The sequence below is a fragment of the Desulfobotulus alkaliphilus genome, assembly GCF_007830435.1.
Lineage (GTDB): Bacteria > Desulfobacterota > Desulfobacteria > Desulfobacterales > ASO4-4 > Desulfobotulus > Desulfobotulus alkaliphilus.
Genome location: NZ_VLLC01000057.1, coordinates 1 through 8,941 on the forward strand (window position 1 = coordinate 1; position 8,941 = coordinate 8,941).

General features: G+C 55.0%; 6 protein-coding genes. All 6 read right to left on the reverse strand.

Annotation, left to right across the window (positions count from 1 at the left end):
* Window positions 1-321: 321 nt before the first annotated feature.
* Window positions 322-3,450, reverse strand: coding sequence for an InlB B-repeat-containing protein (locus LZ24_RS16400; RefSeq protein ID WP_186443222.1), 3,129 nt, complete (start codon window positions 3,448-3,450; stop codon window positions 322-324).
* A gap of 149 nt (window positions 3,451-3,599) precedes the next feature.
* Window positions 3,600-3,854 (reverse strand): hypothetical protein, encoded by a 255-nt coding sequence (locus LZ24_RS16405; RefSeq protein WP_144686796.1) that lies wholly within the window; start codon window positions 3,852-3,854, stop codon window positions 3,600-3,602.
* Window positions 3,855-4,051: 197 nt separating this feature from the next.
* Complete coding sequence (locus LZ24_RS16410) at window positions 4,052-4,486, reverse strand: hypothetical protein (protein ID WP_222427689.1); 435 nt, start codon at window positions 4,484-4,486, stop codon at window positions 4,052-4,054.
* 50 nt (window positions 4,487-4,536) lie between these two features.
* Complete coding sequence (locus tag LZ24_RS17890) at window positions 4,537-7,023, reverse strand: LuxR C-terminal-related transcriptional regulator (RefSeq protein WP_144686798.1); 2,487 nt, start codon at window positions 7,021-7,023, stop codon at window positions 4,537-4,539.
* A 402-nt stretch (window positions 7,024-7,425) separates the two neighbouring features.
* A complete protein-coding gene (locus LZ24_RS16420) occupies window positions 7,426-8,271 on the reverse strand; it encodes an FAD/NAD(P)-binding protein (protein ID WP_139450569.1) in 846 nt (281 codons plus the stop codon).
* Window positions 8,272-8,406: 135 nt separating this feature from the next.
* Window positions 8,407-8,941, reverse strand: a 535-nt coding sequence (locus LZ24_RS16425) for a 4Fe-4S dicluster domain-containing protein (RefSeq protein WP_186443221.1), incomplete at its 5' end; no start/stop codon positions are given.

Below are 8,941 nucleotides of genomic sequence, written 5' to 3' on the forward strand. Positions count from 1 at the left end.
TTACTCTTAATGTACCGCTGAGTGAGGCCTCCCGGGTTCCGTTCATGAGACATCCACACATGCACCGGGTCAGCGACTCCGGGGAACCTGCCTGCCACTTGCGTTGACGCAGCATTCAGTTTTGCCTTCCCGTTCACCCAACACGGTCAGCATTCCCAACCCTGATTTCGGAGCTCAATACCGAGCCTGTGTGTTCCCCTGTCAACGCTTAACCACTACCCTCACGAGCAGCAGCCCATGACTCGGGGCTCCGGCGGTTCGCTACACCTTACCGGATAGAGGACTTGCACCTCCAATCTCATGCCAGCTTATCCCGGCGCACTAGGTGTTCTGTGTCCATCTGGCGTAGAGGGTCAGGGCCGCATTTAGGGTGTATATCGTACCTTCTCCGTAATTCGTGCCAGAGCCGTCCCCAGCGGTGTTCCATCCGGCAAAGGTGTATCCTGCTCTGACAAGATTGCCAGTGTTGTAACTCAGGGCCAGACTCTGATCATGAACCTTGCTCTCTCCTGCCGGAACCACTCCACTGTCAGCGCCATTGGCCATATAAATCACAGGATAGGTAACAGGAGGTGGGTTCGCCGTGGTGAAACTTTTATTTTCACCATAAACGATTCCCGCCGCATTGGTGGCAAAGGCCCGGACATGGTAGGTCGTGCCGGGAGAAAGCCCAGTAATGCTGACGGTGAAGGCAAGGGTGGCATTGGCTGCTCCCCTGTTTATACAGGTTCCGGCAGTGGTCGGATTCGCCGTCGTGGCCCAGCACAAGCCGTGGGCCGTGGGGTTGGGGTTGCCCAGGTCGGTGATATTTCCATGACCCGTGGCCTTGATCATGCCGATGTTCGTCGCAGCCTGGGTGGTGACAGCAGGGGGGTGCATCCACCTGACATAGAGGCTCAGGGGAGCGTTTTCGGTGTAGGTCGCGCCTTCACCGTAATCCGTGCCAGAACCGTCCGCAGCGGTATTCCACCCTGCAAAGGTGTAGCCGGTTCTGGCAAGATTGCCGGAGTTTGTGGCAAGGGTCAGGTTCTGTCCATGGGTTTTGGTCTGGGTGTCTGGTGCCGTACCGCTGGTTGCGCTGTTGGCATTATAGGTTACGGTGTAGGTATTCAGGCTGAAGGTGGCACTCACGGTACAGGCTTCGGTAACCGCCCCCGTGGTGTAGGTGTTGCCGGACAGACTCCCGCCGCAGCCCGAGACACTGGCAATCGCATAGCCCGTATTCGGGGTCACGGTGAAGGTGGTGGTCTGGCCGTGGGTAACCGTCTGGCTGGCAGGGTCAATGCCGCCGCCGGTTCCGGCTGTTCCGGCCACCGTGTAGGTATTCAGGCTGAAGGTGGCACTTACCGTACAGGCCCCGGTAACCGCCCCTGTGGTGTAGGTGCTACCGGACAGGCTTCCGCCACAGCCCGAGACACTGGCAATCGCGTAGCCCGTATCCGGGGTGACCGTGAAGGTGGTGGTCTGGCCGTGGGTAACCGTCTGGCTGGCAGGGTCAATGCCGCCGCCGGTTCCGGCTGTTCCGGTTACGGTGTAGGTATTCAGGCTGAAGGTGGCACTTACCGTACAGGCTCCGGTGACCGCCCCCGTGGTGTAGGTGCTGCCGGACAGGCTCCCGCCGCAGCCCGAGACACTGGAAATCGCGTAGCCCGTGTTCGGAGTCACGGTGAAGGTGGTGGTTGCTCCGTGATTCACAGTACGAGAGGCAGGACTGATGCTGCCGCCGGTTCCGGCTGTTCCGGCCACCGTGTAGGTATTCAGGCTGAAGGTGGCACTTACCGTACAGGCCCCGGTAACCGTCCCCGTGGTGTAGGTGCTGCCGGACAGGGTTCCGTCGCAGCCCGTGACACTGGCAATCGCGTAGCCCGTATCCGGGGTCACGGTGAAGGTGGTGGTCTGGCCGTGGGTAACCGTCTGGCTGGCAGGGTCTATGCTGCCGCCGGTTCCGGCCGTTCCGGTCACCGTGTAGCTGTTCAGCGTCCACTTGGCGTACAGGGTGGTGTTCGCGGTCAGATCCCAGTTTTGGGCGCTGGCCATGGCTGCTGTGTAGTATTGCGTTCCCCCGCCGTTGATTTCCGTGTAGTAGCCTCCAAAAGTGTATCCGGCCCTGACAGGTGCTGTTGCAGTGGGCATGGGTTGGTCATAGGTGGCCGTGACGCTGGCGCTGCCGTCTGTGCCGTTCTGCCTGTCAAAGGTCACGGTGTAGGTGCTGGCTGTCCACTGCGCGTACAGAACCACGCTGGCAGTGCTTGTAAAGGTGCCGCCTTCCGCACGTGCATCACCACCGCCGCCCGTCTGGGTGTTCCAGCCATTAAAAGCGTGGCCGGTTTTGACCAGATCGCCTGCCCCCAGAACCGTTACCGTAGCATCTGCAGGGTAGGGGCTGCGATTGTCAACGGGTGCACTGCCGCCAGTAGCGTTGTTGCCGTTATAAATGACCGTATAGGCAGGCGTAACCCCACGCAAAAAGGGGTATCCGCTGTTAACAGGGTCGTCCATGATCCAGATTGTTGTGAAATCCCATCCGGCATCGGTGAATGTGGATTGAGTCTTCATCTCCAGCGTGGTCTTGGGTGTGCCCTTGCCGGTGTCGCTCTGGCCGGTTGTTTCTCTATCAAAGAAGGAGTTGGTCACGATGTAGAAATTAAATCCCACCAGCCCGCCGACTTGGCCTCCTGTTCCAGTCACTTGCCCTGTGGCGTAGGAGTTGGTCACGCTGCCCGTATAATTATAACCCACCAGCCCGCCGACTCGATCATTTCCACTCACCGCCCCGGTGGCGTAGGAGTTGGTCACGTAACCACTACTATTTAATCCCACCAGCCCGCCGACATACATCTCTGTTCCAGTCACCGCCCCGGTGGCGTAGGAGTTGTTCACAGTGCCGGAATTACTTCCCACCAGCCCGCCGACATAATAGGACCCACTCACCTTCCCGGTGACATAGGAGTTGGTCACGGAGGACGATGAAAAACTACATCCCACCAGCCCGCCGACATAATTATATCCGGTAATATTCACATCCATCAGCCCAAGATTCTCGATGGTGGCACTACCTGTTGTAGCCCCAAACAGTCCCTGATATTCTTCAGCCGCCCGGTTGATGAACAGCCCGCTGATGGTATGCCCGCCGCCGTCGTAGGTGCCGATGAAGAAGGTTGTGGTGTTGCCGATGGGCGTCCAGCCGCCTCCGCCCCAGCCGGAGGTGGCGGAAGCATTGATGTCCGCAGTCTGGATGTAGTACGCGGCCCACCTTGCAGCCCGGTTCGGATTTGGAACTGTAGTATCAGGAGCCGCGATCCAGTAGAGATTCTCCAGACTGGCGATCTGGTAGGGATCACCGGAAGAGCCGTCCCCTGCTGTTGGCGCTGTGGCGGTCTGGGCCAGAACCGTAGTGCCCAGGGTCAGCAAAGCCAGTACCGTAAAAACAAGGACAAAGGCCTTTTTCATGTGCGCACCTCGCTTTTTTGCATCATCCATAACCCTTTATGGTTCCGTCTGTTTTTAAAGTTCATTTCGCTCTTTCCTTCCACCCCAAAACGCTTCCTGGTGCCTGCCGGATCAGGCTGTCTTTCGGGTGGGAAGCCCTGGGCAGGTCTTCAGGCTGAAGCGGGGTATTCTCCCAGCAGGACCACATCCATCAGCTCTTTTGCCGTCACCTTCACCAAGCCATTGCCCCAGATGACGTAATTCCCGTCGGTGGCGGCGGTTTTAAAGAGCATCTTATCGGCGAGGGCCTTGTACTTCATGGTATGAAGCTTCACGGAGAGATCAACCGTCACACTGCTGCCGCTTTCCATTTCCATAAAAAGACGGCAGGCCTCCATGGGGATGAGGGATTTGATATAGTGCATGGGCAAAATCCTTCCGGATAAAAAATAAGCCAATTTAATCATTGGAATACAAGAAAGACCACTCCTTCACTCCGCTCTTTTTCCAATGCTGAAAACACCACAAAAAAAGGCAGATTTTCCTTTCTATGGTCAGTATAGAACAGGAAAATCTGCCTGTGTATCGTCCGAATGGACGATATTTGTCTGTTTTTTTTGTTTTACCCGATGCGGTTCATCCCGGCATACAGCTCCAGCCTTGTCAGGCCGTAGCCCAGAATCGCGGTGAAGCCTGTTTTAAAAACAATGTAAGCTCCAAAGGAAATCCTTTCCATATGGAGCAGGGCAGGCACCGGAGCGATGAGAAGAAAGCAAAGCAGCGCCACGGAGATTCCTGCAAGAGGGCCAAAAAGAAAGCGACGCCTGAAAAGCAGGCTCGTGTAGCGTAAAAACCTGCTGTCTGATTGAAAAATGCCCGATGTTCCGGTTCTTTCGAGGCTGGCTCTGGCAAAATACGCCGTGAGGGTCACCATCAAAAGGCAGGTAACAAGGAGATCGACGGCAATGCTGACGGAATCAAAGGGCACGGTATCGGCTTTATGATAAATCAGGGCCGCCACCATGCCATTGATAAAAAAACTGAATGCCGCGGACACCCTTGCCTCCAGCCGCACATATGCTCGGATTTCCTGATTCATGGCATCTCTCACCGGTATGATTTCAGTTTTTCCGCCAGTTTCACACGACGGTCAATGTCCAGCTTTTTAAAAATGGTACGCATATGGGTGCGGACGGTGCTTTCGCTGATGCAGAGTTTTTCAGCAATTTCGTTGTTGCGGCTCCCGTCTGCGGCCAGAAGCGCCACCTCCCGCTCCCTTTCCGTCAGATCATCGGGCAGGGTTTTGGGCAGAATGTCATGGTAGAGCCGGTTCCAGCCCAGCCCGAAGAATTCCTTAACTTCCATCATCCTGTCAAAATGCTCCGGATACTCCTTTTTAACAAGCTCATCGCTGATGCCATCCAAAAGCCAGGAAAAAGAAGCGAAGTTAAAAACAATACCATCAGACATCACCGCCTGAGCCGCACTGCGGACAAGGGAAACCGCTTTATCCCGGTTCCCCGTGGCTACATGCCCGGCTGCCATATTGAGGGTGACCAGCATATAATTGCCGGGCCTCTTCAATCCTCCTTCCGGAAGCCTTGCTTCCATGACGCCAATCATCCTTGGAACTTCTCCCCTAAGCAGCAGATACAGCCCATGGACAAGCAGGGCCAGCGGCAGCATCTGGGGCAAAAGATGCTGCCTTGAAAAATCTCCCGTCCTCAGCCACCCGGCAATGCCGTCCAGCTGCTGCAGCTCAGCAAGCAGAATCCCCCGCATGATGTCCAGTGCAGACCGCAGGACAAAGGTGTTCCGTGAAGGGCAGGAAGCCGCCCGTTCCATGGCGTTTATGGCATGCTGCCACCTTTGCGTATCTGCATTGTACAGCGCAACCTGGGCCAGTTGCAGTGTCGCACCCAGCTGAACAATGCCCTGCCTTCTGCCTTCAGCAAGAAAAACCGCCTTATACGCCAGCATTTCCGCCTCTTTCATGTTTCCCCTGTGATAGGCAAGCTGGGCATGATACAGGGCGTCTGCGCCGCTGCCATATCCATTGGTCAGCCCTGAAAGCAGCCTTACATATTTTTCAAGGATTTCACCTTCCCCATCGGCCCGCCCCGGAATAAAATGAAAATCTCCGAGGGGCCCGCAACTGCCAAACCACCAGGGAAATTCGGGCAGTACCACCCGTGAGCTTTCCCCATTGAAGGCCTCCTGCGCCTTTTCAAGCAGGGCGATCATTTCTTCCAGTTCCGGATACCTCCCGAACGAGGACAGCAGCAGCCATTCGCCACGCAGGCTCCCCTTGTCTTCGCCATCCTCTGCCCATATGGTTTCGCGGAGCACCTGCATCAGCTTGTGAAAGGAGCCATGGAAGCCAAAAGAGAGCAGTGTCCAGGCAATGCGCAGCATGGAAAGGGGATATGCCTTCATGGTCTCCGGCGGGCAGTTTTCCACAATGTCCATGGCAATGAGATAAAAAGGGGTGTCACCGACGTCATCGAGTATCAGGGAGGAGAAATCAAGGGAAAGCATGCGTCCGTAGTTTTTTATGCGCCAGTAGAAACCCATGGCTTCTGCCAGCCTGCCCTCATCCCGGAACAGATCCCCCGCCCGCATCAGGCAGGCATGTTCACGGGTTTTGCCCCTTTCACGGAGTTTCTGCCTCAAAAGCTGGGCCAGAATAGCATGCAGCTCATGGCGCTGCCCCGTCCTCTCGTATCGGATGAACGGGTTTTTGAGGGCCTGCCTTGCTGCAACGGGCAGCTCTTCGCTTCCCACAAGTGCGCATATCTGCCTGTGGGTAATGGATTCAAAGGGCGAAAGACTCAACAGAAAATCCTGCTGCTCCCCGGTCATTGCATCCCATACCAGATGCTCCATCAGGGATAAAACCGTCTCATCGGAGAAATCATTTTTTTTCCGGAAAGCCTGAAGCTGCAGGTACACAGCAATCATCCAGCCCTCGGTACAGATTTCAACCTTCCGGGCCTCTTCCCCTGAAATCTCCACACCGGAAAGGGCGTAGTAGTTCTGGATGTTTCCCGCATCGAGACGCAGGTCTGAGGCGCTGATGTGCAAAAATCCCCGGCCTGCGACGGATGCATACAGATCCCTCCCCAGCATCTGGGTGATCATGACGACATGCAGCCCCTCCCCCCCGTGATCCATAAGGGCAGTAAAAAAAGGTGGCGGCAGAACCGTCTGCAGGAGATGCAGATTGTCGATGACAAGGTAGGTCTCCTGACCGCATCGTATGGATCGTAAGGCTTCTGAGGCTTCACCGATGGTGGCGGCATTGGGTACTCCTGTCTTTAAAAGACGTCCCCCTGCATGGCTGTCAATCTTATGGATCTCGCTGCAAAGCCGCCTGAAACCTGCTTCAGGGGCCTCCTCCATTGCCGTAAACCAGTAAATGGGGATGTTGCGGGATAACTTTATGCCAAGAAAATCCTGCACGGCTGTGGTCTTGCCGTAGCCGGACGGGGCCTCAATAATGGTGACGGCATTCAGGGGCAGATCGCCAAACTTCTGCCTGAGAGCTTCAGAATAATAGTGCAATTCAGCCCTGCGGCTGCTTTGTCTGCTCAATATGGATTCCCCCTGTATTCCACCATATATCCCTGTCCCCTATCAAAAAATCTGTCTCTTTTTACATGGTTCTTCAGGAAGGCAATGGTGCTAAGGACCTAGACGACCTGCTCATTATATCCTGTGCTCTGGAAGGACTTTGCTGTCATGGAACACCAGCCTGAGCGTACCGGGGCTTGGCCACATGGGCCTGAAGACCAGCAAACGGCAAGTATGTATCACAAAAACAAAGGCATAAAAAGTCATCAATACCTACAACCCCGGTATTCCCATAACCGAAAAGCACTTATTTTTGAAAAACAAAAGACCGATGCCCCGGTATGGGAACATCGGTCTTTGAAGAAAAACCGTACAAGGGCCGCTTTCAAAAAACGGCCCTTGTCGCTTTGAAAAAATTAAGAATCAGTACTCTTTGGGCATCTGGTTGAGCTGATCCAGGGTAAAGACAGGACCGTCTTTACACACCAGCTCTTTACCGATATTGCAGCGACCGCACATGCCAATGCCGCACTTCATGCGGTTTTCAAGGCTCATGATGATGTGATCATGCTTGTAACCGAGCTTGTCCAGCACGGGCAGGGTGAACTTGATCATCATGGGAGGACCGCAGACAATGGCATAGGTGTCATCGCTGGCAGGAGGTGCCACCTTTTCCGCAACCGGAGGAATAAAGCCCTGATGGTACTTCCAGTTGGGATCATCGGTTTTATCTACGGTGATGTGCATGTTGATCTTGCCCTGGGCTTCCCACTCACGCAGATCATCCATGTAAAGAAGCATACCGGGAGCACGGGCACCGTAAACCACATCGATCTTGCCGAACTTGTCCCGGTTATCCAGCATCATCTTGATGGAGGAACGTAAGGTTGTGAAAGCAAAACCACCGCCCACAATCAGAATGTTCTTGCCCTCAAGGATTTCCCAGGGATACCAGTTGCCCATGGGACCACGCAGGCCCATGATATCACCCACCTGCATGGAGTGCAGGTAACTTGTCACTTTGCCGGTTTTGAATACCGTAAATTTCACAAAGCCCTTTTCCGTGGGGCTGGACGCAATCCCGATGGGAATCTCGCCCTGACCCGGAATGGAAAGCTCTGCAAACTGACCCGCCTTATAGGCAAACATCTCTTCGTGCTCGGGATTCAGAAAAACGAACTTGAAGGTCTTCAAGCTCTTATCTTCCGTCTCCACCGTGATGTCGTCTATGCGGACGGGATACGGCTCATATGGATTGGGATTTCTCACCTTGTCATCTCCTTATCCTGCTATATGAAGGCGGTAGCGGGCAGGCACCAAGGGCCTGCCCCTACAGCTCCTTATCGATATGCAGGCACGGGGGTCATGGGCAGGCAAAAAAGCCTGCCCTGCCACGTGGCCGATTTAAAAATCGTTCATGGTGTTGCACACCGTACGGATATCGATGTTGGCGGGGCACTGCTCCACGCAGCGGCCACAGCCCACACACATCAGGCCCGCATCGTACTTGTCCACAAAATATTTCAGCTTGTGCATGAAACGCTGGCGGGTACGCTCCCATTCATGTTCACGGGGGTTATGACCGGATGCATGGTGGGTGAAAAGGGCCGTCATGCAGGAATCCCAGTTCCGCACACGCACGCCGTCCGTACCCTTTACCTCGTCCTGAATGTCAAAGCACCAGCAGGTGGGGCAGGCATAGGTACAGGTGCCGCAGTTGATGCATCCGAAAAGGATGTCCTTCCAGAAGGGCGCATCATAAAGATCCATGATGGTCTTGCCAGCAATCTTATTGTAGCTCACTTTAGAAGTGATGGCCGCTTCGGCCTTTGCCTTGAGATCTTCCACGGTTTTAGCCGCATCGGCACCTGCATCCTCACCAAAGCCTGCCGCATCAAGGAAATTCTTCCCCTTATCCGTCAGCACCTTGGCAATGAAG